This is a genomic window from Phaeobacter sp. JH204B (assembly GCF_048055755.1).
Classification (GTDB): domain Bacteria; phylum Pseudomonadota; class Alphaproteobacteria; order Rhodobacterales; family Rhodobacteraceae; genus Phaeobacter; species Phaeobacter bryozoorum.
The window spans coordinates 114,979-138,642 of the sequence record NZ_JAYMXF010000009.1 but is presented as its reverse complement, the minus strand read 5'-3'; the positions used below and the strand labels follow the sequence as shown (position 1 = coordinate 138,642).

Genomic DNA, 23,664 nt, shown 5'->3' with positions numbered 1-23,664 from the left:
GGCCCGCACCGGGCCGTCCCCTCAGCCGGTTGCTGTCAGACCATCGGCGCCATCAGCTCGACCTCATCGCCATCGCGAAGGGCAGTATAAAAACAGCTGCGCCGGTTGGTGTGGCAGGCAGGCCCGGTCTGACGCACCACCGCCAGCAGGCAATCGCGATCGCAATCCACGCGCAGATCGACCAGTTCCTGCATATGTCCCGAGCTTTCGCCCTTGACCCAGAATGCCTGCCGCGACCGCGACCAATAGGTGACCCGGCCACTGTCCAGCGTCTGTCTCACCGCATCGGCATTCATCCAGGCCATCATCAGGACCTCGCCGCTGCCCGCCTGCTGCGCGATGCAGGGGATCAACCCGGCCTCATTGTACTTTAGGCTAAGAGGATCAAACGACATGACAAAAACCTTTTGCATCTGGAGACTGGCTCCCTATGTATTGGGAACAGCACGTAAGGGAAAGCCCGAGGTATCCGATGTCCGGCGAGACTGATCTGATAAAACTCTACTCCGCACGGATCCTGGCCCTGGCCGCCGATATCCCGCATCTGGATCGTCTCGACGCCCCGGATGTTACGGTTAAAAAACGCTCGCCCCTGTGCGGCTCGACCGTGACCGTCGATCTTCGGATCGAGGATGGCGCGATTGTCGGATTTGGTCAGGACGTCAAAGCCTGTGCGCTTGGCCAGGCCTCGGCGGCGGTTGTCGGCGAGGTCATCCTGGGTCGCACCCTGCCCGAGGTTGAGCGGGCCCGCCAGCAGCTGAAGGCCATGCTGACCGAAGATGGCCCGGTTCCGGAGGCGCCGTTTGACGGGTTTGAAGTCCTGATCCCCGCCCGCGAGTTCAAGAACCGCCACGCCTCGATCATGCTGGCGCTCGATGCCACCTATGAGGCTATGCAGACCCATCAGGAACAGAGCTGCGCCTGATGGCCGCCTGCCGATCCAGCGTTACAAGTTCAACATGTTGGATCAGTCGCGCACGCCAATAAGGCAGATCCGCAGTCATGATCCAAGGCCGCCATCTCAGCCGCCGATTGATATGCTTGCCTCACCAGCGCCCGTGACGGCAGCCAGAACAACCCTTCTAATAGGGCCATATGAAAAAACCGCCGCACACCTGACAGGTGGCGGCGGTAGTATGCTCTCTCATGCGGGACCCGAACGGGGCCTGTTGACCTGAGGCAGGTCGGCCAGACCGGCAGGCAAACCGGGCAGGCTTGGGACAGGCGGCCCCGTCCGGCATAAAGAGTGCGATCAGGAAATCTCAAAAACTCAAGGCTGGTCGCCCGGCGTCATCACAGCAGACCCGGCAGGTGCAACCCCGCGACCAGCATCACAACCAGTGCCGCCGCGCCAATCGCGTCTTGCAACAGTGTCGATTGGGCATTCTGAACAGTCGTCTTGATTTGGGTCATCATGGTGCATCCTCCTGTCTGTCTTGCGCTCGCTCTCTGGCGTGTTGTTGCCTATTTGTTCTCATATTCAAACGCAGCTGTAAAGAACTTTATGAGAACATTTGCGAACACATGAGAACACGGCGCAAAAACACAAAGCAGCGTCCCGATCATAAGGACCGCCGCTGATGAAGGTTTCAGCTCAGGAAGACGTGCTAACCGACGGAAATCAAACGGATCGCCTGATCCTGTTTCATTAGCCACAGAAGAACCCGCGCCGCCTGTCCGCGCGGGCTGGACAGATCGGGATCGCTGGCCAGCAGGGCCCGCGCGTCGCTTTGTGCAACAGCCATCAACCCGGCCTGACGGTCCAGATCGGCGATGCGGAATCGCGGCAGCCCCGATTGTGCGGTGCCGATGACATCGCCCGCACCGCGCATCTCAAGATCGGTTTCGGCAATGCGAAAACCATCCTCGGTCTCGCGCAGGATCTCCAACCGTTTCTGGCCGCCCTTGCTGAGCGGCGCCTGATAGAGCAGCAGACAGGTCGAAGCCGCATCCCCGCGCCCGACGCGGCCGCGCAGCTGGTGCAGCTGTGCAAGGCCGAATATCTCGGCCCGCTCGATCACCATGATCGACGCGTTGGGCACATTGACTCCGACCTCGATCACCGTCGTGGCCACCAGAACCTTGGTCTCTCCAGCCTGAAAGGCAGCCATCGCCGCGTCTTTCTCCGCCGGGGGCATCTGTCCGTGAACCAGCCCGACCACGCCCTCTCCCAGCGTCGCCCGCAGATGTTTGAACCGCTCCTCGGCGGCGGTCAGATCCATCACCTCGGATTCCTCAACCAGCGGACAGACCCAGTAGCATTGCCGCCCGGCTTCGATGGCGCCGCGCAGATGGCTGACCACCTCCTGCATCCGCTCGGTGCTGATAACCGCAGTCTTGACCGGTTTGCGACCGGGCGGTTTTTCATCCAGTACCGAAACTTCCATATCGCCATATTGCGTCAGCGCCAGCGACCGCGGAATCGGTGTTGCGGTCATCACCAGCACATCCGCGCCTTTGCCCTTTTCCGCCAGCTCCATGCGCTGACGCACGCCAAACCGATGCTGTTCGTCGACAATCGCCAGCCGCAGATCCCGAAACACCACATCCGGCTGAAACACCGCATGGGTGCCGACCAGAATATGAATGTCCCCCCGCGCCAGCGCCGCGCATTTTGCGGCCCGCTCCCGGCCCTTGTCGCGGCCTGTCAGGATTTCCAGAACCACGCCTGCGGTTTCCGCCAGCGGGCGCAGCGCCTCCAGATGCTGACGGGCCAGAATTTCTGTCGGCGCCATCATGACACCCTGCCCGCCTGCTTCAACTGCGACCAGCAAAGCCATGAAAGCAACAAGAGTTTTGCCAGCGCCGACATCGCCCTGCAACAGACGGTTCATCCGCGCACCAGCCGCCATATCGGCGGTGATCTCCGCAATTGCGCGGGCCTGCGCATTGGTCGGCCGATAGGGCAAGGCCGCAAGCACCCGCGATTGCAACGCCCCGCTGGCCAGGCTGCTGCGCCCCGGCAAGGTCCGATCCCGCAGCCGCGCCAGCGCCAGTGTCAGCTGATGGGCAAACAGCTCATCATAGGCAAGACGTGTCCGACCGGGTGCCTCTGCCGCCAGCGCATCCGGCCCATCGGGGTTATGCGCAGCACGCAGCGCCTGCTGCCAGCTTGGCCAGGATTCCTTGGTGATCTGCGAGGGATCTGCCCATTCGGCGAGCTCCGGCAAGCGCGATAGCGCGCTTTGCGCCGCCTTGAACATGGTTTTCTGCGACACACCATGGGTCAGGTGATAGACCGGCTCAAAATCGGGGATCTCGGCAGCCTCTGCCAGCGGCAGCATATGGTCAGGGTGCACCATCTGCGCCATGCCATCAAACAGTTCCAGTTTGCCCGACACCACCCGCCGCGCCCCCTCCGGCAGCTGGGCCTCCAGATAGCGGCTGCGACCGTGGAAAAATACCAGCTGGAATTCCTCCTCGGCGTCGCTCACCTGGATCCGGTAGGCGCCCCCCTTGTTCCGCGCCGGCCGATGCGCGCCGATGGTCACCTCAACCGTTGCAACTGTGGGAAAATCAAGCCCGCGAATGCTATCGCGCCGCCGTCGATCCACCACCGAATAAGGCAGCGAAAACAACATGTCACGCGGCGTTTCTATATCAATCTGCGCAAAATGCTGCGCCGTCTTCGGGCCGATACCCTGAAGCGTTTCCAACCCGGCAAACAGTGGGAAGAGGATCTCTGGTCTGCCGCTCATGCGCCCGCAATCAGCTCCAGCCAGCCGTCTTCGTCGAGGATCCGCACGCCAAGATCGCGAGCCTTCTGCTCCTTTGACCCCGCACCGGGACCTGCGACCAGAATATCCGTCTTTTTCGACACCGAGCCGGCCACCTTCGCCCCCAGGGCTTCGGCGCGTGCCTTAGCTTCGGCGCGGGTCATTTTCTCCAGCGTCCCGGTAAAGACCACCGTCAGGCCGGTGACCGGGCTGTCGTTCTTCGGAGCTTCGGGCGGAATGATCGTCAAATGGCCGCGCAAGGCGTCGAAGGCCGCCCGCTCATCGCTATTGGCAAAAGCATCGGAAAGCGACAGACCCAGCGTTGCGCCAATGCCGTCGATCCCGATCAGATCCTCCCATGCCGCGGCGGCCTCCGCAGGCACGTTCAGCGCCGCAATGGCCCGGTCTCGCGCTTCCTTGATGCGGGCGCGACGGCCCTGCTGGGCTGCTGCAACCCGCTCGGCCTCCTCGGCCCCATCCGCTGCGCGCTGCGCCAAGGCGGCCGGGCGGGCCAGATCAACAGCCGCCGCCATCGCGTCCCAATCCGCATAATGGAGCGCCAGATCGCGCGCCCCGACCTCGCCCACGTGACGAATGCCAAGACCAAAGATCAGCCGAGCCAGCGCGATGTTGCGCTTCTCGTCAATCGCGGCGAAGAGGTTGGCGGCAGAGGTCTCGCCCCAGCCATCGCGGTTTTTCAACTTGGCCAGATTCTGCGCATCCCGCGCCTGAAGGGTAAAGATATCGGCCGGCGTTTTGATCGCCAGACCCGCGTCACTGTAAAAGGCTTCGATCTGCTTGGCGCCCAGACCTTCGATATCGAAAGCCTTGCGCGAGACAAAATGCTTCAGCTTCTCAACCGCTTGTGCCGGACAGATCAAGCCGCCGGTACAGCGTCGCACCGCGTCGCCCTCCTCACGCACGGCCGGGCTGCCACATTCCGGGCAAACGGTCGGAAAGGCGAAGGCAACCGCGCTCTCGGGACGTTTGGACAGATCAACATCGGCAATCTTCGGGATCACATCCCCGGCGCGGTAGACCTGAACCCAGTCGCCGACCCGGATATCCTTGCCGTCGCGGATCTCTTCACCCTTGGAATCCAGCCCGGCGATATAATCCTCATTGTGCAGCGTCGCATTGGAGACAACAACGCCGCCCACCGTCACCGGCTGCAACCGCGCCACCGGGCTGAGTGCGCCGGTCCGTCCAACCTGAATGTCGATGCCCTCCAGCCGCGTCCAGGCCAGTTCAGCCGGAAATTTATGCGCAATCGCCCATCGCGGGGTGGTTGAGCGGAAGCCGAGACGGTCCTGCAAGGCCAGCGCATCCACTTTGTAAACCACGCCGTCGATATCGTAGCCAAGCGTCGCACGCTGTTCCTCGATCAGGCGATAATGCTCAATCAGCTCGGTGGTGCCCTTGCAATATTTGGTCAACGGGTTGGTCTGAAAGCCCATGCCCTTCAGGCGTTCAAGCGCTGAAAACTGCGTATCGGCGAGCGGCTCCGACAGCTCGCCCCAGCTGTAGGCAAAAAAGCGCAGCGGCCGCGACCGGGTGATTTCAGCGTTCAGCTGCCGCAGGGATCCCGCCGCCGCATTGCGCGGATTGGCGAAGGTTTTGCCACCCTGTGCGGCGTGCCGATCATTCAGCGCCGTAAAATCCGCATGGCTCATGTAGACCTCGCCGCGCACCTCAAGTACCGCCGGAGCATCGTCGATCCGCTGCGGAATATCGGCAATGGTCAGGGCGTTTTCGGTGACATTCTCCCCCACCGCCCCGTCGCCACGGGTGGCCGCATGGATCAGCCTACCCGCTTCATAGCGCAGCGACAGCGACAGCCCGTCGATCTTCGGCTCCGCCATATAGGCCAGCGGGTCCTCGGCGCCGAGGCCGAGATATTTGCGCAGACCTTTGTCGAAATCGCGCACGTCCTCGTCGTCAAAGGCGTTGCCCAGCGACATCATCCGCTGTGCATGGGTGATCTTGCCAAAGCCGGAGGCTATTGGCGCACCAACCGTCTCCAGCTCGGTTGCGATCTCAGCCAGATCGGGAAATTGCTCCGCCAGCGCGCGGTAGCGGCGTTTCTTAGCGTCATATTCCGCATCGCTGATCTCGGGATCGTCGGCCTGATGATAGGCAAGATCGGCGGCGCGCAACTGCTCCTGCAACGCCATAAATTCGCGGCGCGCCTGATCCTTGGTCAAACCGTTCAAATCGCTGTTGCCTGACTGTGTCACGTCTGTCGCCTCGCTTTATCTTAGCTAGGTGATAGGACGGTGACGCCATCGCGTCCAGCCACAGCGCAGGTGACAGACGTGAAAAATCCCGCCGTAGCGGGATCGTTCGGGAACCGGGTGAGATGAAGGTCGCGCCGGATCAGGCGCCAACAGCCATCCGGTGACCACCAGTCAGCTGATCGTCCTGCGGATCGCGCAGCACATAGCCGCGGCCCCAGACTGTTTCGATGTAGTTATCGCCACCTGTCGCCGTGCTCAGCTTCTTGCGCAGCTTGCAGATAAAGACGTCGATAATCTTCAGCTCGGGCTCATCCATGCCGCCATAGAGATGGTTCAGGAACATCTCCTTGGTCAATGTGGTGCCCTTGCGCAGGCTCAGCAGCTCCAGCATCTGGTATTCCTTGCCGGTGAGATGCACGGCCTTGCCTGCAACTTCCACCGTCTTGGCATCCAGATTGACCGAAATCTTGCCGGTGTTGATAATCGACTGCGAATGCCCCTTGGAGCGGCGGATGATGGCGTGAATACGGGCCACCAGTTCCTCGCGATGGAAGGGTTTGGTCAGATAATCATCGGCGCCAAAGCCAAAGCCCTTGATCTTGTTTTCGGTGTCATCTGCACCGGACAGGATCAGAATGGGCGTCTCGATACGGGCCATGCGCAGCTGCCGCAGCACCTCGTGGCCGTTCATATCGGGTAGGTTAAGATCCAGCAGGATCAGATCGTAATCATAGAGTTTAGCAAGATCGATCCCCTCTTCGCCGAGATCGGTCGAATAAACGTTGAGGTTGGCATGAGTCAGCATCAACTCAATGCTCTTCGCCGTTGTTGGATCATCCTCAACAAGAAGAATGCGCATATTATTTTCTCCGCCTGTACACTGTTTCCCTCAGGTCGAATTAACCTTGGTGGAAAAAAGTTAATGGCCCGTTACCATGATGGTTAATTTGCGCGTTCACCTCAAGTCTGAATGATTTTTTTGCGTCAGGATTTACGATAGTCTTTGAGACGGGTGGCTTTCAGGGCGTCCTCGCCAAAGTCCGCAACAGCGGAAACCCAGCTGCGAAACTCCTCTTCGGAGAGGCTGTATCTGCGCAATGCCTCGCTTTGCGGGATCAAGCCGTAGAGGACTCCGCGCACAACCGCCGCCTTGCGTGAGGCCACCCAGCGCCGCGTGGTCTTTGGCGGCAGATCCGCGCGCGTCATCACCGTGCCATCCGGCAGGGTCACAGCGCGCGGGCCATCGACTTTCTTCAAGAACATCTTTTCTTCCTTCGTGTGGAGCATAGAAATTGGTCCGTCCCCACATTTCGCGCAAACGCCTTAAGGAGGGGTGAACCTGCCCCCTTGAGGATCATTAGGATTTTCCTATATTCTGCGGTGTCTTTCCCACATATCCGAGGAGTCGCCTGATGGCGCAGGATGCCAATCCCCAACTGAATTCGCTTGGCTTTGCCAAACCACCGTCGGAGACGCGGGTGGTTGTCGCCATGTCGGGTGGCGTCGACAGCTCTGTTGTTGCTGCACATTTGGCCGATGAAGGCTATGATGTTGTGGGCGTGACGCTACAGCTCTACGACCATGGTGCGGCGCTTGCAAAGAAAGGCGCCTGCTGTGCGGGGATCGATATCCATGATGCGCGCCGAGTCGCCGAGGAGCGCGGCTTTCCGCATTACGTGCTGGATTATGAGAACATTTTTAAGGATGCGGTGATCGATGAGTTCGCCGACAGCTATCTGGCTGGCGCAACCCCGGTACCCTGTATCCGCTGCAACGAACGGGTCAAGTTCAAGGATCTGCTGGAAACCGCCCGCGATCTGGAAGCCGACTGCATGGCCACCGGCCACTATATCCAGCGCAAGGATGGGCCAAACGGGCCGGAGCTGCATTCGGCCGAGGATGCCAACCGCGACCAGAGCTATTTCCTGTTCTCCACCACCCCCGAGCAGCTGGACTATCTGCGATTCCCGCTGGGACATCTGCCGTCAAAGGACGCCACCCGCGAGATGGCGGCACAATATGGTCTGGCGGTGGCCGATAAACCCGATAGCCAGGACATCTGCTTTGTTCCCAATGGTGATTATGCCAGCGTGATCGAGAAACTGCGCCCCGGCGCGGCGGAGCCGGGGGACATCGTTCATGCCGATGGCCGGGTGCTCGGCCGTCACAACGGTGTCATCCACTACACCATCGGCCAGCGTCGCGGCCTCGGCATCGGCGGGCTGAGCGAACCGCTTTATGTGGTGAAACTGGATGTGGACAAGAAACAGGTGGTCGTTGGGCCCAAGGACTTGCTGGCCACCCGCACCATCCCGGTGCGGGAAATCAACTGGCTCGGCGATGAGCCTTTCACCAGCCGCGACGAATGGCATCTGAAGGTCAAGGTCCGCTCGACCCGGCCCCCGCGCGATGCGGTGATCCGTCCGATCTCGGAGACCGAAGCCGAGGTCGAACTGCTGACCCCGGAAGAGGGTATTTCTCCCGGACAGGCCTGCGTGTTCTACGCTGAGGAGGGCAGCCGTATCTTTGGCGGCGGCTGGATCTGGCGCGGCTACTGACACGGCCAGTAACACGGTGCGTCTGTCAGGGAAGGCGCAGCCTCCGCGCGGGACCCGGCTTGTCCTTGACAGACCCTCCCCAAACCCAAAATCGAGATAGCGCCTGAGGGCAGACCTGCCCTTAGGCGCATCTCAGCATAACAAAATCCATCACCACACTACGCCCAACGGCACATGCTCAGTCACCCGCATTGCGGCGCGCACCGCGCGGGTGCACAGCGCCCGCGCTACGAGAGGCCACCTGCAGGAGACTCTGCATCCGGCAGGCTTCAGGAGACCGCGGAGGTCTGCGCAGACAAACGATCCAACACTGCGCGGGCCGCGCGAAGACCGGGGTCTTCGCCCCCCTCGCCCAGCCGCTCCATCGTGATGGCCATGGCAGAGGATTGCGCGGTAGGCGCCGCCTTGACCTTGATCAGCGCCTTGGCGATAGCCTCCGGCGTACACTCAGGGCCGAGGCATTCCGGCACCACGCGTGTATCGCTGACCAGATTGACCAGCGTGACGGTGTCAATCAACGCCATGCGCCGCATGATATGCCAGGTGAGCCACTGAAACTTATAGGCGATCACCATTGGGGTGCGCGCCGCCGCCAGCTCCAGCGAGACCGTACCAGAAGCCGCAAGCGCCAGATCCGCCGCCGCAAAAGCCGCGCGTTTATGCGCCTTGGCCACCTCACCGTCCAGCGTATTGGGGTCGATCACCACCGCGGTATCCGACCATTCCGCAAGATGGCTGCGCACCAGATCGGCAACCGGAGCTGCGGCCGGCACCACGATCCGATACTCCGGGTGGCTGTCCTGAAACTGTTTCAGGGCTGCACCGAATACCGGCGCCAGACGTATCACCTCAGAGCGCCGCGATCCCGGCAGCGCCAGAATGCAGGGCGCCTCCTCCAGCTGGTACTGGCTGCGAAAGGCGGCAATCTCCTCCGCCGTGGCCTGTGGCTCCCCCACAACGGGGTGGCCAACGAAATCGCACTCCATGCCAGCCGCTTCCATATAGGGCGGCTCAAACGGCAGCAGCGCCAGCACATGATCGATGACCCGGGCCATTTTTTCGGCCCGCTTGGGGCGCCAGGCCCAGACCGATGGCGCCACATAATGTACCGTGCGAATACTGCTGGCTTCTTTCACCAATGCGGCGACCCGTAGGGAGAAATCCGGGCTGTCGATGGTGATCATCACATCCGGCTTCATGTCCAGAACCGCCTCTGCGGTTTCGCGAATGCGGCGCTTCAGCTGACGGTATTTCGGCAGCACCTCGGCCAGCCCCATGACCGACAGTTCCGACATATCGAAGCGCGACTTTAGGCCTTGTTCAGCCATCAGCGCGCCGCCAATCCCCTCAAAGATGATATCCGGGCAGAGCTGTCGCAGACCTGCCATCAGCGCACCGCCAAGGCGGTCCCCAGAAGGCTCGCCTGCGAGGATGAACACCCGTAGGCTCATGCGCTGCGCAGCCAGAGAAACAGCCCGAGCCGATTGCAGGTGGCCACCACCTCATCCTGATCGAGCACGATAACACCGCCTGCCTCCAGCACGATCCCCGACAGCCCAGCCTTGGCCGCCAGCTCAACCGTCTGCACGCCAATCGTGGGCAGATCCGCGCGGCGGTCCTGTCCGGGTTTGGGCGCCTTGAACAGCAGACCTCCGGTGCCGTCAGGCCGGTTCTGCAACGCCGTCAGCATCCAGTCGGTGCCAAAGAGGTTCTCGACCGCAATCGCCTGTCCGCGCCGCACCGCGCAGGACTGGCCGACATCGGCGCGGCACATGGCCTCGACAACCTCTGCGCCGCGTTCTGCATCGCGCCGGTCCAATTCGCCGGGCTGCACCTCGGTCGGGATGCCCTCAGCCATCACCAGATCCGGTGCTACCTCATGGGCGGCGCGCACGCACATGCCCGCCTGCTCAAAAAGGCCGATGATGGCGCGCAATGCCCCGTCGTCACCTGCGGCAATCGCCCCCTGCAGAATCGGAACCAGCGGCATGGTCTCGGCATCAATCTGCGATGGATCAATGGCCGGGCGGCGCACTGCGCCCGCCAGGCAGATCTCGCGCACGCCGCTGGCCGACAGGCGCGCGATAAAGCTGCCGAGCTGTTCCAGGCGAAAGGTCAGCTCCGGCTCAATGTGATCGGGCTCGGAGCCGCGCATGGCACAGACCAGTGGCCGGTCGGACAGGCGCGCGGCCAGTTCGGCAGGCAGTGCGCCCTGCCCTGCAATCAATGCCAGCATGGTCTCAGCCTCCCGGCGTCAGGAAAGAGCGGTCACTCTCGCCGGTAATGAAATCAACGATTTCCTGCACGTATTCGCTGTCGCTCTCTGCGCCAAGACGGCGCGCGCGCTCCTGAAACGTGCCCTCGCCCTGGGCCAGCATCTGAAAGGCCGCCCGCAGCGCGGTGATATCCGCACGCTGCACGCCCCGGCGTTTCAGGCCGACAAGGTTCAGCCCGTCCAGCTCACCGCGCGGCGCCTGCACCAGCCCGTAGGGAATCACATCATTGGTCACCATGGTGACCGCGCCGACAATGGCGCCGTGACCGATGCGCACCCATTGGTGAATGCCGGACAGGCCGCCGATGATGACGTCATCTTCCAGCACGCAGTGGCCCGCAACCGCAGCGGAATTCACCACGATCACACGATCTCCGATCTGCGCATCATGGGCGATGTGGCAGCCGGCCATAAACAAGCCGTCATCACCGATCCGCGTGATCCCGCCGCCGCCTTCGGTGCCGGCATTCACCGTCACATGCTCTCGGATGCGGTTGCGCTTGCCGATCACGGTCTTGCAGCGCTCGCCCTTGAACTTCAGATCCTGCGGAATCTCGCCCAGCACGGCAAAGGAGAACACCGTGGTATCCTCTCCGATCTCGGTATCTCCGGTGACGACCACATGGGATTTCAGCTCAACCCGGTCGCCGAGCACGACCTCAGGGCCAATCAGGCAGAACGGGCCAATGACGCAATCGGCGCCAATCTTCGCCCCTTCTTCGACCACCGCGCTGGGATGGATCCGGGTCATCTGTGTCAATCCTTCTGCACGTCGATCATGGCCGAGAACTCGGCCTCCGCCGCAGTCTCACCATTGACGGTTGCAACACCCTTGAACTTGAAGATCTTGCCACCGGGCTTGCCCCTTGTGGTCTCCACCCGCATCTCCAGCACATCACCGGGGATCACCTTGCGGCGGAATTTGCATTTGTCGATGTTCATGAAATAGATCAGCAGCTCGGTGTCGATCATATCCATACCTACGCCCAGCATCACGCCCGCAGTCTGTGCCATCGCCTCGACGATGGTGACGCCCGGCATAATCGGCGTGCCCGGGAAATGGCCCTGGAAATGCGGCTCGTTCATGGTGACGTTCTTGATCCCGCAGGCCGAGGAATAGCCGTCGATCTCGACCACCTTGTCGACCAGCAGAAACGGATAGCGATGCGGCAGGATCCGCTGGATCAGGTGAATGTCGGCGCTTTTCAGCTCGGTTGTCATTGCGGTTTCCCCGTTTTCTGAATGTTAGGTATGTCCTAGCAACTGCCCACAGCTTCGGCAAGCGGCAGACCCGGCGATGGCTGCACGGTCGGCGCCCTGCCTCCGCCTGAGGCAATCACCAGCCGGGCGCGGTAAGCCTATTCGCCGGTGGCCTCGGGCAGGCTCTCACGCCCGTCGCCGAGCACTTCGTTCACCCGCGCAATCGCCAGATCCGTGACATCCGCGGCATCTGCGCTCAGAAACACGCTGGCGTGTTCCAGAATGGCTCCAGCCCCGGCTTCCAGCATGATCTGTTGCAGCACAGGCAGCGAAGCGGTGAAGAAATCACGCCGCGCATCTTCGCCGATCTGGTTGATATCGCGCAGTTTCTGATCCTGTTGACGACGGGTTTCCTGCACCTTTTTGTCAAAAGCATCGGCCAGCGCGCGAAACGCCGCAGGATCCATGCTGCTGCGGCGCTCGGTCAGCTCAAGTTCCTCTGCGCGCAGCTCCGCCTCGATCCGGCGGTTTTCGGCCGTCAGGACCGCACCCTCGGCATCCAGTTCCTGGGAAACACGCTGACCAAAGGCGCTCTCGGCATAGAGCCGCTCGGACTGGATGGTCAGCAGCCCGGTCTGCGGTGCGCCCAGCTGCAATGTCTCGCCAAAGGCAAAGCCCGCCCCCGGCAATGCCGTCTCCTGCGCCATCGCAGGCAGCACCAGCAGCGGCAGCATCGCAAGCCCGCGCACAAAAGGCGCCAGCATCTCCGCCAGCGCCCCCGTGTGCCGTGTGTCCACAGCTCGTGTCATTGCGATCAGAACCGCGCCTGCAACGTCAAATCAAAGCTCTGTTCCTGGTCGAAGTCTTCTTTCTTCAGCGCCTTGGAGAAATTGAACCGCAAAGGGCCAAATCCGGTTGTCCACAACAGCGAGAAGCCGACCACATGACGGTACGACCCGCCGCGCCCGACAATATTGCCGCCCGCCGCGCCGGTATCGGCATTGTTCAGACCCCAGAGGTTGCCCACATCATAGAACAGACCGCCACGCAGGCCGATCTCTTCTGGCAGGCCCAGCGGGAATTCCGCATCAAAGCGGGCCGCCGCGTAATAGTTGCCGCCGAGGAAGTCGTTATAGGTCCCGCCTGCGCCATTGGGCGACTGGTCCCGTGGACCGATACCACCCGGTTCAAAACCACGCAGGATATTGGGCGACAGGACAAACCGATCAATGGAGCGGCTGAAGCCATCCCCCTGCCAAGCAAAGGCGCCTGCCTCGATCGTTGCCCGCAATGTCACCTCTTCATTGAAGACACGACGCTGGGCGATGATCTTTGCGGTGGTGCGCAGATATTCGGAATCCCCGCCAAGCCCGGCATAATCGGCCCCAACCTGGAACAGATAGCCCGAATTCGGATCCAGTCCGTTCAGGCGGCTGTCAACAGTATAGGTAAAGCCGATGGAGCTGGCGTTGATCGCACCCTGGTTGATCTCGCTACGAACCACAGGACCGGCCAGCGGGATCCCGGCGGAATCATCGCCACGGGTGATCATCTCATCCTCATCCCAGGTGTACCGGATCTGAAGGCTGCTGTTTTCCGAGGTTTGGAAGGTCAGCGCGGGCGAGAAGAACGCACGTTTGGTGTCGTAAAGCGCAAAGCTGGAATCCGTCTCAGACAGACCCAGATCCAGATCGAGACGCAGGTCGCGCCCCAGAAGATAGGGCTCGGTGAAGCCAAGCGTGTATTCCTCGGCGTCCTGAGCGGTCGAGATGTTGAACGACAGGCGCTGCCCCCGACCAAGGAAGTTGTTCTCCGACAGGCCGATGCTGAGACCGAAGCCGTCGTTGACCGAGTAGGCACCACCAAGGCTCAGTGCACCCGTTGGCTTTTCCTCGACGTCCACATCGACAACCACCTCACCGGCGCTGCTGCCTTCGCGCACGTCCACCTCGGCGGTTTCAAAGAACCCCAGCGCACGGATGCGTTCAGCGCTTTCGCGGATTTCGCGCGGATTGAACGGGTCGCCCTCGACGGTGCGGAACTGCTGACGGATCACCCGGTCCAGCGTGGTTGTGTTGCCTTCGATGTCGATCCGCTCAACAAACACGCGCGGACCACGGGTCAGCACAAAATCCACGTCCAGCGTCAGCTCGCGATCATTGCGGCTGATCCGCGGCTCGGCCCTCAGGAAATCAATCCCCTTGCGGATCGCATATGTTTCCAGACGCCGGATGGCATTTTCAACCACGCTCGGCGAATAGGTTACCCCGGGGCGGACCCTCAGAACCTTGCGGAACTCATCGGCGTCAGCTTCCGACATCTCGCTGGTGACCGAGATTTCGCCAAACTCGAACTTCTGGCCCTCGCTGATATCCACCACCAGGAAGGCGGCGTCGCGTTCTTCGGTCACCTCGGCATTGGTGCTGTTGATACGCACGTCAACATAGCCGCGCGACAGGTAGAAATCGCGCAGCACCTGCTTGTCGAATTCCAGACGGTCCTCGATCAGCGTATCGGCGCGGATGAAGGTGCGCAGCAGACCGGCCTGTTTGGTCTCCAGCACGCGGCGCAGACGCCGATCGGAATAGACGCGGTTGCCGATGAAGGACACGCGCTCGACCTCGATGGTGTCACCTTCGGAGATTTCGAACACCAGATCGACACGGTTGTCGCTGCGCCGGATGATGCGCGGTGTCACGGTTGTGGCCAGACGTCCCTGTGCACCATAGGCTTCGGCCAGATTGGAGGCGTCACGCTCGGCGACCGTGGGGTTGAACACCCGGCGCGGCGCCGATTCGATCAGCTCGGCCATGGCATCGTCCTTGATGCGGCGGTTGCCTTCAAAGCTGATCTTGTTGATGGTCGGAAATTCGGTGACCTTGATCACCAGCGTATTGCCCTGCGGAACAATCTCGACGCTTTCGAATACGCCGCTGTCCAGAATGCGCTGATAGGCATCGTTGAGCTGCCCGGCGCTCACCGATTTGCCCCGCTCAATGCCGGTATAGGCCACAATTGTTGAGGTCTGGATGCGTTGATTGCCCTCGACCTGAACGTTTGTGAAACTATAACTCTGCGCCACTGCGAACTCTGGCGTCAGGACAAATCCCAAGGCAACAGCCAGCGCTACAGCAGATGCGTTTCTATACAAAATATGGGCACCTAATTTGCGCCCCCCACAGGATCTACCTGTGTGCTTCCCCCGAACCATCAGTCAAAACCCGATTTTTTTACAGCTTAATCCGTGCGTATCGGGTTTATCAGCGCTTGTCAAAAACAACAAAAAGGCGCGCGGGAGGACCCCACGCGCCAGATTGCTTGCAACAGGTTGAAAACTCAGAGACTGCCGATCCAGGCCCCAGCCACCAGCGCTCCCAAAATCGTCGCCACAGACATGGCGCGGTCCCAGTTCAGGCGCATAAAAAGACCCAATCCCGTATTGGTAATATGCAGGCTGCTCATGGCGTCCACTCTCCCGTCTATCTAAAAAAGATCCCACATCCGCCACAACCGCGCCGCGATCTGCGGCACCGCTGCCCACCGGCGGCTTACCAAAGGATTAACAGGGGAATGTGGCGACAGTTTGGCGCGCCCTGCTGCTGCGGGATCTGCCGACCAGCCGGATCGTGGCCGGTCGGCAAGAAAGCGCCTAGCAGAAGATATCGTTGAAAAGCGCAAACATCATCAGGCTGAGGATGGCGGAGATGCCAACCGCCATCAGTACCCGCATCACCGCATCATTCGGCGGCTTACCGGTCACCGCCTCATAGGCGTAGAACATCAGATGCCCGCCATCCAGCGCCGGGATCGGGAACAGGTTCAGCAGGCCAACGGCAGTGGAGAGCACGGCGATAAACCGAATGAAGCTGGCCGCCCCCTGGCTTGCCATCGCACCAGAGGTCTCGGCAATGCCAATCGGACCCGACAGGTTGCAGGTGCTGATCGCACCGGTGATCATATGTTTCAGCCCGGAAAGCGACATTTCGACCACGCCCCAGACCTGCGCCGCGCCACCGCCAAGCGCCTCTCCAAGGCCCAGGCTCTCGGTCGCAGGCTCAAACGCCAGACCACCGACAATGCCCATACGCCAGCGGGTGGCAAAGCCGCCATCCGCCTGCGGCTCATCCACACGGCGGGGTGCCAGAGCCATCTCGAACTCTTCGCCAGCGCGCCAGACCTTCAGCAGCAACACCTTGCCCTCGGCGCTTTCAACCGCGCGTTTCAGCTGGTCAAAGGCAAAGATCGGCGCGCCATCCACGGCGGTGATCACATCGCCCGGCTGCAGGTCGATGTCAGACGCGGCACTGCGCGGTGCCACGCCACGCACATGCGGCGGCCAGGGATACGGTCCCTCGACCTCGGTCTGCTGGCCGTCGCGCAGCACGGTATAGGTTAGCGGCTGCTGTTCCGGCACCGCATCGCGGAAGGCCGCAAAGGCAGTGTTATCCTCCAGCGAGGGAACATCGACACCGTTGATCTGCAACAGCGCGTCACCTTCGCGCAGGCCGGTTTGCAGCCCCGGCAGTGGCACCAGCCGCTCCACCGTCAGCGGATCGCGCATGGTGCCCTGCACCATGAAAACACCGGCAAAAATCAGCGCGGACATGATGAAGTTGAACACCGGCCCCGCCGCGACGGTGGCCGCCCGCGCCCAAAGCGGCGCGCCGTGCATCGTGCGCCGCAGCGCCACCGGATCAGCCGCCGCATCCGCCATTGCCGCGCTATCCTTTCCCGAGGCCGCATCCGCATCACCAAGGAACTTCACGTAGCCACCAAACGGCAGCAGCGCCACCTGCCATCGGGTGCCGCGCTTGTCCACCCGCGAAAACAGCACCGGACCGAATCCCAGCGAGAAGACCTCGGCATGGATCCCGGACCAGCGCCCGACGATGTAATGGCCATATTCATGCACAGCCACGATCACCGACAGGGCCACCACAAAGCTGGCAATCACATAGAGATACCCGCCAAACTGCGGAAGAAAGGAGACGAGATCCAAGGGCTTACCTTACATATTTCAAAATTTCATTGTCGGCGTCCATACGGGCGAGATGGTCGGTCCGGCGCACCGTATCAAGTGTCATTGCCTCATCTAGCCCGCGATCGGCACTGTCAAATTGATCCAGCACCCGCGCCACCACTTTGGCCATGTCCAGAAAGCCGATGCGCCCGGCGATGAAATGATCCAGCGCCCGTTCCTTGGCGGCATTGAACACCGCCCCCATCAGCCCGCCCCGCGCCATCACATCATAGGCCAGCCGCAATGCCGGATAGCGCGCGGGATCAGGCGCCCGAAACGTCAGCTGCGCCAGCCGCGCCAGATCCAGCCGCTCCACAGGCAGCTCGCGCCGTTCGGGCCAATGCAGCGCATAACCAATGGCATGGCGCATATCCGGCGCGCCGAGATGCGCCATCAGCGCACCGTCGCGAAAACCGACCAGCGCGTGAACGATGGATTCAGGATGCACCACCACTTCGATCTGGTCTGGATCGACGCGAAAAAACTCACGGGTCTCAATGACTTCCAGCGCCTTGTTGAACATGGACGCACTGTCGATAGTGATCCGCTGGCCCATGTCCCAATTGGGATGCGAGGAGGCCTGTGCCACCGTGGCGGTCTTCAGCTGCTCCAGCGGCCAGTCGCGAAACGCCCCGCCAGAGGCGGTGATCACCACACGTTCCACCGCCGCGATGTCTTCACCGACCAGCCCCTGAAACACCGCCGAATGTTCGCTGTCCACGGGCAGGAGCCGCGCATTATGGCTGCGGGCGGTCTCCAGCAGCAGCGCTCCGGCGCAAACCAGCGATTCCTTATTCGCCAGCGCCAGAGTCGCGCCCTGCTTCAGCGCCTCGAGCCCCGGAGCAAGGCCAGCCGCGCCGACAATCGCCGACATGACCCAATCCGCAGGCCGCGACGCCGCCTCGACCAGCGCCGCCTGCCCGGCGGCCGCCACGATGCCCGAACCGTCCAGGGCGGCCCGCAGCTCCGGCAGCTTGTCATCATAGGCGGTCACGGCGATATCGGCACGCAGCGCTCTGGCATCCTGTGCCAGCTGGGCAATATTGGCGCCACCGGTCAGCGCCACCACATTGTAGTCACCGGGGGCCCGCCGGATCAGGTCAATCGTATTCTGACCAATGGATCCGGTGGCCCCGAAAATCGAGATCTTGCGCATCAGATCGTCCCGCCGGGCAGACCCCACAGGCTGAGTACCAGCAGCACCATGGCCGCCGCGCCCAGCATACCGTCAAAGCGGTCGAACAGCCCGCCGTGGCCCGGGATCAGGCCGCTGGAATCCTTCACAGCCATCTTCCGTTTCAGCGCGCTTTCGGCAACGTCACCGGCCTGGCTGGCCATGGAGACTAGCACCGACAGCAGCACGACGCCAAAGCCAAGCCCGCCCTGCACCGCAAAGACCGCACCGACAGCTGCGGCCGCGATCCAGCCCGCAGAGGTGCCGGACCAGGTTTTCTTCGGGCTGACACGCGGCCAGAATTTCGGCCCGCCAAAGGTCTTACCGGCGAAATAGCCCGCAATATCCGTGGCCACCACAACCGAGATCAGCCAGATCATCCAATCCAGCCCCAGCGCGCTGCGCATCCAGATGAACGCATAGGCCGCGAACAGCACCCAAAGCGCGAAACCGATGTAAATGCCCCGGCGGATGTCGATGGCCAGCGCGCCCAGCAGCGCCGGTATCAGCAGCAGGCCAAGCGCCCAGCCGCCGCCCATCAGCGCTGCGGCCAGCACCGCCCCCATCGACAGGACGCCGAGCGGCAGCGCCAGCCCCTGACGATCAGGCACCACCATGCGCAGCAATTCCCAGATCATGCCACCACAGGCCGCCGCGATCAGCAGGTCAAACACCACGCCCCCGCGCCATACGGCCCAGCCACCCACGACGATCATCACGATGGCGGAGATCACCCGCGGCATCAGATCGGCCCAACGTCCCGCGGCGCTCATGTCTTCACCGCGCCAAACCGGCGATCCCGCTGCCCGTAGCTGCGGCACAGCCGGTCCATCTCGTCGGCGGTGAAATCCGGCCACAGCGTGTCGATGAACTCATATTCCGCATAGGCCGACTGCCACAGCAGAAAGTTGGAGATCCGCGCTTCACCGCTGGTGCGGATGACCAGATCTGGATCGGGCAACACATGGGTATCGAGATAACGTGGCAGGGTTTCCTCATCCACATCCGCAGGGTTCAGGCGCCCCGCTGCCACATCCTCGGCCAGCCGTTTGGTGGCCCGCGCCACCTCGTCACGGCTGCCATAATTCAGCGCGATGGTCAGGTGGGTACCGTCATTGCAGGCGGTCTCCTGCTCCAGCTGGTCCATCAGCGCGACCAGCTTTTTGTCCAGCCGCACCCGGTCCCCGATGAAACGGACCCGGACATTGCGCTGCGACAGCGCTTTCATCTCCTTGGAGATATAGCGGCGGAACAGGCTCATGAGGCCTGCGACCTCCACCTGCGTGCGCTTCCAGTTCTCGGTCGAAAAGGCAAAGATGGTGAGGTATTTCACCCCCAGCGCGGGGCAGCATTCCACCACCTCGCGCACCCGTTTGGCGCCCGCGTGGTGACCGAACAGACGCGGACGGCCCCGCGCCTGTGCCCAGCGGCCATTGCCATCCATGATGATGGCAACATGTTTCGGGCCGCGTTCCGGTGCGAGGTCGCTCTCATCCGGCGCCAGGACGGTGTCTGTGCTCTGTGACATAAGCAGGTGTCAGACCTGCATAATTTCGGCTTGTTTGGTTTCCAGAGCCGCGTCGACAACCTTAATCATCTTGTCGGTCAGCTCCTGAACTTCGCCTTCCCAGAGCTTCTGGTCGTCCTCGGACATGCCGTCGGCCTTGGCTTTCTTGATCTGGTCCATCCCATCGCGGCGCACATTGCGGATCGACACCCGCGCGTGCTCGGCATACTGGCCGGCCACTTTGGTCAGCTCGCGGCGACGTTCTTCGTTCAGCTCGGGGATCGGCAGCATGATGATGGTGCCATTGAGCTGCGGGTTGATGCCCAGACCGGATTCACGGATGGCTTTTTCGACCTTGCCGACCAGCGCCTTGTCCCAGACGTTGATGGTGACCATGCGCGGCTCCGGCACGTTGACGGTGCCAACCTGGTTGATCGGCGTCATCGAGCCATAGGCGTCCACCATCACGGGCTCCAGCATCGAGGCGGAGGCACGACCGGTCCGCAGCGACGCGAATTCGGTTCTGAGATTGGCCATGGCACCATCCATGCGGCGCTGTAGATCATCGGTATCGAGAATAAAATCGTCAGACATTCTGCTCTCCCCTGACTTGAGGCGGTGTTTGCATTGCTCATAAGACATTGGTGCGGCGTTGTATAGCGATCTTGCCGCAGATTTGAAGCGGCCACAGGCAGGGTTCTGCCCTTCTCCGGGACGGCCCGGCACCGCAGCCGGTCAGCCGCCGCCGCACAAGACCCGCCGCCAGCGCCGCGCGCCACATGAAAAAACCGCGCGCCGGATCTCGATCCGGGCGCGCGGCTCATTGTGCATGTGGCAAGGGCAAGTGCGCCCTGCCCACCCCGGCGCGGTTAGCCGTGAACCTTCGTGTAGGTCCCCTTGCCCGCCAGAATGCCCCGGAAGCCGCCCGGCTCATCCAGCGGGAACACCATCAGCGGCAGGTTGTTGTCGCGCGCCAGCGCAATGGCCGAGGCATCCATCACCTTCAACCGCTTGGCCAGAACCTCGTCGTAGCTGATGGTGTCATAACGCACCGCGTCGTCATGCTGCGCGGGATCCTTGTCATAGACACCATCGACGCCATTCTTACCCATAAAGATCGCCTCGCAGGCCATCTCATTGGCGCGCAGCGTGGCCGCGGTATCGGTGGTGAAATAGGGGTTGCCGGTGCCGGCGGCAAAGATGCAGACCCGTTTCTTTTCAAGGTGACGCACGGCGCGGCGGCGAATGTAGGGCTCGGCCACCTCATCCATGCGAATGGCCGAGATTACCCGGGTAAAGACACCCAGACCTTCCAGCGCCGACTGCATCGCCAGCGCATTCATCACCGTGGCCAGCATCCCCATATAGTCGGCCGTTGTCCGCTCCATCCCCTGGGCCGAGCCGGACAACCCGCGGAAGATATTGCCGCCGCCGATCACCATGCAGATCTCTACGCCCATGTCGCGCACGGATTTCACCTCCTGCGCGATGCGCTGGACGGTTGGCGGATGCAGGCCAAACCCCTGGTCCCCCATCAGCGCCTCGCCTGAGATTTTCAGCATCACACGTTTATAGGTTGCCGCCGGCGTGGCCTCCGGCTGATCGTTTGTAAGGGGCATGTTGCGCTCCGGAATATGACGGGGTTAATTTGCGCGCAAAATGAAGCAAATCGGCGGCAGGATCAATGCGGCCTGAGATGTTTTTCGGCGCCCCACCGCAGCAACGCTCCGCGCGCCGCAGAACATCCAAAGAACAGGACGCCCGCATGACCACCGCAACCCAGCTGCCAGACATCCCGCCCCACCAGCCGGTGCTGATCGCCGGGCCAACCGCCTCCGGCAAATCGGCGCTGGCGCTTCGGATCGCCGAAGCTCAGGGCGGCGTGATCGTCAATGCCGATGCCAGTCAGGTCTATGACTGCTGGCGGGTGATCACCGCCCGCCCCTCCCCCGAGGAAGAGGCGCAGGCCCCGCATCTGCTCTATGGCCACCAGCCTTATGACGCCGACTATTCCGTCGGGCATTGGCTGCGCGAGGTGCTGCCGCTGCTGGACCACGGCACCCGTCCGATCATCGTCGGTGGCACCGGGCTTTATTTCAGCGCCCTCACGCAGGGCCTTGCGGAGATCCCTGCCACCCCGGCCGAGGTCCGGGCGCAGGCCGATCTGCTGTCGCTTGAGGATATGCGCGCGGCGCTGGATGCCGCGACGGCTGAGCGGATCGACCTTCTCAATCGCGCCCGGGTGCAGCGCGCCTATGAGGTGCTGACTGCGACCGGTCGTGGCCTGGCCGACTGGCAGGCCGAAACACCGCCGCCGCCGCTGCCACTGGATCGCTGCACCGCGATTGTTTTTGACACCGACAAGGAATGGCTCGAAGCGCGGATCCGCCGCCGCTTTGATGCGATGATGGAGGCCGGTGCGATGGAGGAGATTGCCGCCATGCAGGATCGCTATGATCCCGCCCTGCCCTCCTGCCGCGCAATTGGCGTTCCGGAGCTGATGGCGCATTACCTGGGCGCGATGACCGAGGCGGAGGCGCGGGAGCGAGCCTCGGTTGCGACCCGGCAGTTTGCCAAACGTCAGCGCACGTGGTTCCGCGCGCGAATGAAGCAGTGGACGCCCTACCGTCCGGCCTGAGGGCCGTCCGAACAGCCTCGAAAACACCGTCGGAACGCCGCCTTGGTACTGCCCGGCACCCCGGCTTGCGTCCGGTCGATAGCGCTTTCGCTGGCCAGAATGACATCGGCGGCACGGTGCGCGGAACAGATGTGGACAAAATGTCCAGATGACCGCGCGTCATACGCACATTGTTGCCCAAACCCCATGCAGAGACCTGCAATTCTATTAAATCCTTAAGCATTTTTCGGCAAAAACTTGCCAGAATCAATTTTTCATGTCCATTTGCGCCAACCGAAAATACGAGCATCACATATCAACCAGCCTATGCCTTTTGACCCCACCCATATCGGCGAGATCACAGTCGCACCGCTGTCGCAGCTGACTCCCGATGGGCCTTGGCAGGTCGAATTGGCACATGACCGCCCCGAAAATCTGCTGATCTGGATCACCCGTGGCCAGGGGCGGGTCTTTCTGAACGGGCAGCAGCGTGGCTTTGGCCCCAACAGCGCCATCTTTGTTCCGGCCGGGACCCTGTGGTCGCTGGAGCTGGGTCGGCAGTGCATCGGCCAGGTCATGAATGTGCCCACCTCGACCCCGATGGATTTCCCCGATGCCGCCGACACGCTGCGCATCCCCGATGCTCAGGATCAGGCGGTGATCAACAGCATGTTCCAGGCCATGCAGGCCGAACAGCAGGATCGCCCCGCACTGTGGTATCGCGCGATGCAGGCCCATGGCACGCTGATCGCAATCCACATCCGCCGCCTGATGGCGGAACGCAGCAGCACCAGCGGCAAACCCACCGCTGCCCAGCGGCTGGCTCAGGGCTATTGCGGGCGCATTGTCGAATGCTATGCCCAACATGCCAGCATGGCCGATCATGCCGCCGCGCTGAATGTGACGCCGACACATCTGACCCGCGTCTGCAAATCCGAAACCGGCAAGACGGCGGGCGCTCTGCTGACCGAGCGCCAGCTGCACGCGGCGCGCAGCCTGCTGATCAACTCTGAATTGCCGATGCGCGATATCGCCTCGACCCTCGGTTTTGGCAGCGCCGCCTATTTCACCCGCTTCATCACCCAGCACACCGGTGAAACCCCAAGCCGTCTGCGCAAACAGGCGCGCGAAAAGCTGAAACGCGCCGCCTGAGATATCAGGCCGCACCAGATCTCCCCCGCACCGTGTCCACCGGGGGCGCAGCGGCGCCGCGCCTGCGCGCCTGCACCACCTCGCGCCGAATTCCCCAGCCCCTGGACCGCGCTAAACGTCCACGAGTCACCCCGGCGACAGACGCGCGGCCTACCGGCTGACTGTGCACATATGCCCAGTACTAAAACTTTCGGACTGGCCTCCCTTG

Annotated in this window: 23 protein-coding genes; 4 read left to right on the top strand and 19 right to left on the bottom strand. The window is 62.2% G+C overall.

Features of this window, described 5'->3' with window-relative positions; translation table 11 throughout:
- Positions 1–35: 35 nt before the first annotated feature.
- Complete coding sequence (gene hisI, locus VXL81_RS04780) at positions 36–413, bottom strand: phosphoribosyl-AMP cyclohydrolase (RefSeq protein ID WP_416553143.1); 378 nt, start codon at positions 411–413, stop codon at positions 36–38.
- 59 nt (positions 414–472) lie between these two features.
- Here hisI and VXL81_RS04775 point away from each other — a divergent pair, with 59 nt between their 5' ends.
- Positions 473–925, top strand: coding sequence for an iron-sulfur cluster assembly scaffold protein (locus tag VXL81_RS04775; RefSeq protein ID WP_416542336.1), 453 nt, complete (start codon positions 473–475; stop codon positions 923–925).
- Positions 926–1,293: 368 nt separating this feature from the next.
- On the opposite strand, the gene VXL81_RS04770 is transcribed toward VXL81_RS04775, so the two are convergent.
- From VXL81_RS04770 to VXL81_RS04750, 5 genes are all read right to left on the bottom strand, one after another.
- Complete coding sequence (locus VXL81_RS04770) at positions 1,294–1,416, bottom strand: hypothetical protein (RefSeq protein ID WP_024097384.1); 123 nt, start codon at positions 1,414–1,416, stop codon at positions 1,294–1,296.
- A gap of 191 nt (positions 1,417–1,607) precedes the next feature.
- Positions 1,608–3,698 carry an ATP-dependent DNA helicase RecG gene (recG, locus tag VXL81_RS04765; RefSeq protein ID WP_416538698.1) on the bottom strand — a complete coding sequence of 697 codons (2,091 nt, stop codon included), beginning with the start codon at positions 3,696–3,698 and terminating at the stop codon, positions 1,608–1,610.
- The gene (gene ligA / locus VXL81_RS04760; protein ID WP_416553235.1) at positions 3,695–5,890 is read right to left on the bottom strand and encodes an NAD-dependent DNA ligase LigA; all 2,196 of its coding nucleotides are present in this window, start codon (positions 5,888–5,890) and stop codon (positions 3,695–3,697) included. The genes recG and ligA overlap by 4 nt, the downstream gene beginning before the upstream one ends.
- Before the next feature lie 202 nt (positions 5,891–6,092).
- On the bottom strand, positions 6,093–6,812 hold the full coding sequence (gene ctrA / locus VXL81_RS04755; protein ID WP_340545454.1) for a response regulator transcription factor CtrA: 720 nt from the start codon (positions 6,810–6,812) through the stop codon (positions 6,093–6,095).
- Positions 6,813–6,937: 125 nt separating this feature from the next.
- The gene (locus VXL81_RS04750) at positions 6,938–7,216 is read right to left on the bottom strand and encodes a DUF1153 domain-containing protein (RefSeq protein ID WP_040104126.1); all 279 of its coding nucleotides are present in this window, start codon (positions 7,214–7,216) and stop codon (positions 6,938–6,940) included.
- A gap of 149 nt (positions 7,217–7,365) precedes the next feature.
- Between VXL81_RS04750 and mnmA the strand changes: the two genes are divergently transcribed.
- Entirely contained in the window at positions 7,366–8,511 is a 1,146-nt protein-coding gene (gene mnmA, locus VXL81_RS04745) for a tRNA 2-thiouridine(34) synthase MnmA (protein WP_340545453.1), read from the top strand.
- Between the two features lie 269 nt (positions 8,512–8,780).
- Here mnmA and lpxB read toward each other — a convergent pair whose 3' ends face one another.
- The 13 genes from lpxB to pyrH form a co-directional block, all read right to left on the bottom strand.
- Positions 8,781–9,962 (bottom strand): lipid-A-disaccharide synthase, encoded by a 1,182-nt coding sequence (lpxB, locus tag VXL81_RS04740; RefSeq protein WP_416553141.1) that lies wholly within the window; start codon positions 9,960–9,962, stop codon positions 8,781–8,783.
- The gene (locus VXL81_RS04735; protein WP_340545451.1) at positions 9,959–10,747 is read right to left on the bottom strand and encodes an LpxI family protein; all 789 of its coding nucleotides are present in this window, start codon (positions 10,745–10,747) and stop codon (positions 9,959–9,961) included. Before VXL81_RS04735 ends, lpxB begins: the two co-directional genes overlap by 4 nt.
- A gap of 4 nt (positions 10,748–10,751) precedes the next feature.
- Positions 10,752–11,537: an acyl-ACP--UDP-N-acetylglucosamine O-acyltransferase gene (gene lpxA, locus VXL81_RS04730; protein ID WP_340545450.1), complete on the bottom strand. Its 786-nt coding sequence runs from the start codon at positions 11,535–11,537 to the stop codon at positions 10,752–10,754.
- A gap of 5 nt (positions 11,538–11,542) precedes the next feature.
- The gene (fabZ, locus tag VXL81_RS04725; RefSeq protein WP_340545449.1) at positions 11,543–12,007 is read right to left on the bottom strand and encodes a 3-hydroxyacyl-ACP dehydratase FabZ; all 465 of its coding nucleotides are present in this window, start codon (positions 12,005–12,007) and stop codon (positions 11,543–11,545) included.
- A gap of 137 nt (positions 12,008–12,144) precedes the next feature.
- Positions 12,145–12,795, bottom strand: a complete 651-nt coding sequence (locus tag VXL81_RS04720) for an OmpH family outer membrane protein (protein WP_340545448.1) — start codon at positions 12,793–12,795, stop codon at positions 12,145–12,147.
- 5 nt (positions 12,796–12,800) lie between these two features.
- Entirely contained in the window at positions 12,801–15,197 is a 2,397-nt protein-coding gene (gene bamA, locus VXL81_RS04715; RefSeq protein WP_340545447.1) for an outer membrane protein assembly factor BamA, read from the bottom strand.
- Between the two features lie 125 nt (positions 15,198–15,322).
- The gene (locus VXL81_RS04710; protein ID WP_340545446.1) at positions 15,323–15,448 is read right to left on the bottom strand and encodes a hypothetical protein; all 126 of its coding nucleotides are present in this window, start codon (positions 15,446–15,448) and stop codon (positions 15,323–15,325) included.
- Positions 15,449–15,635: 187 nt separating this feature from the next.
- Positions 15,636–16,985, bottom strand: a complete 1,350-nt coding sequence (gene rseP / locus VXL81_RS04705) for an RIP metalloprotease RseP (protein ID WP_340545445.1) — start codon at positions 16,983–16,985, stop codon at positions 15,636–15,638.
- Between the two features lie 4 nt (positions 16,986–16,989).
- Entirely contained in the window at positions 16,990–18,162 is a 1,173-nt protein-coding gene (dxr, locus tag VXL81_RS04700) for a 1-deoxy-D-xylulose-5-phosphate reductoisomerase (RefSeq protein ID WP_416553139.1), read from the bottom strand.
- The gene (locus tag VXL81_RS04695; RefSeq protein ID WP_340545443.1) at positions 18,162–18,953 is read right to left on the bottom strand and encodes a phosphatidate cytidylyltransferase; all 792 of its coding nucleotides are present in this window, start codon (positions 18,951–18,953) and stop codon (positions 18,162–18,164) included. The genes dxr and VXL81_RS04695 overlap by 1 nt, the downstream gene beginning before the upstream one ends.
- On the bottom strand, positions 18,950–19,708 hold the full coding sequence (locus VXL81_RS04690; RefSeq protein WP_340545442.1) for an isoprenyl transferase: 759 nt from the start codon (positions 19,706–19,708) through the stop codon (positions 18,950–18,952). Before VXL81_RS04690 ends, VXL81_RS04695 begins: the two co-directional genes overlap by 4 nt.
- Before the next feature lie 9 nt (positions 19,709–19,717).
- On the bottom strand, positions 19,718–20,281 hold the full coding sequence (gene frr / locus VXL81_RS04685; protein ID WP_340545441.1) for a ribosome recycling factor: 564 nt from the start codon (positions 20,279–20,281) through the stop codon (positions 19,718–19,720).
- A gap of 275 nt (positions 20,282–20,556) precedes the next feature.
- Complete coding sequence (pyrH, locus tag VXL81_RS04680; RefSeq protein WP_340545440.1) at positions 20,557–21,306, bottom strand: UMP kinase; 750 nt, start codon at positions 21,304–21,306, stop codon at positions 20,557–20,559.
- Positions 21,307–21,452: 146 nt separating this feature from the next.
- On the opposite strand from pyrH, the gene miaA reads away from it, so the two are divergent.
- Both miaA and VXL81_RS04670 read left to right on the top strand, forming a co-directional pair.
- Entirely contained in the window at positions 21,453–22,325 is an 873-nt protein-coding gene (miaA, locus tag VXL81_RS04675; RefSeq protein WP_416553137.1) for a tRNA (adenosine(37)-N6)-dimethylallyltransferase MiaA, read from the top strand.
- 306 nt (positions 22,326–22,631) lie between these two features.
- Positions 22,632–23,456 (top strand): AraC family transcriptional regulator, encoded by an 825-nt coding sequence (locus tag VXL81_RS04670; protein ID WP_340545438.1) that lies wholly within the window; start codon positions 22,632–22,634, stop codon positions 23,454–23,456.
- Positions 23,457–23,664 lie beyond the last annotated feature (208 nt).